The organism is Desulfopila inferna, from assembly GCF_016919005.1.
Lineage (GTDB): Bacteria > Desulfobacterota > Desulfobulbia > Desulfobulbales > Desulfocapsaceae > Desulfopila_A > Desulfopila_A inferna.
In genome coordinates, this window is record NZ_JAFFQE010000065.1 from 1 (window position 1) to 402 (window position 402).

A 402-nucleotide genomic window follows, 5' to 3' on the forward strand; every position below is an offset into this window, starting at 1 on the left:
CTGCAGGAGTATGTGCGTCAGGTGGAAGGCAAAACCATGCTGTTTGATGCGCCACTGCACATGAACTTCCACCAGGCTTCAACTGCGGGCAGCGCCTACGATATGAGCCAGATCTTTGCTAACTCGCTGGTGGTCGCTGATCCGTGGCATGCCGTGACGATCGTGGCTAACCACGACACCCAGCCGCTGCAGTCGCTGGAAGCGCCGGTAGAAGCCTGGTTTAAACCACTGGCCTATGCGCTGATCCTGTTACGTGAACAGGGTGTGCCCACCATCTTCTATCCCGACCTGTTTGGGGCGACCTATGAAGATGAAGGCGGCGACGGCGAGAAGCACAAAATTGAGATGCCGGTGATCCCTGAACTGGAAGGATTGATCCGGGCGCGCCAGCAGTATGGCTGG

At 57.5% G+C, this 402-nt stretch carries 1 pseudogene; it reads left to right on the plus strand.

Annotation, left to right across the window (positions count from 1 at the left end):
- Nucleotides 1-402: pseudogene (locus tag JWG88_RS21465) on the plus strand (alpha-amylase); the annotation flags it as partial.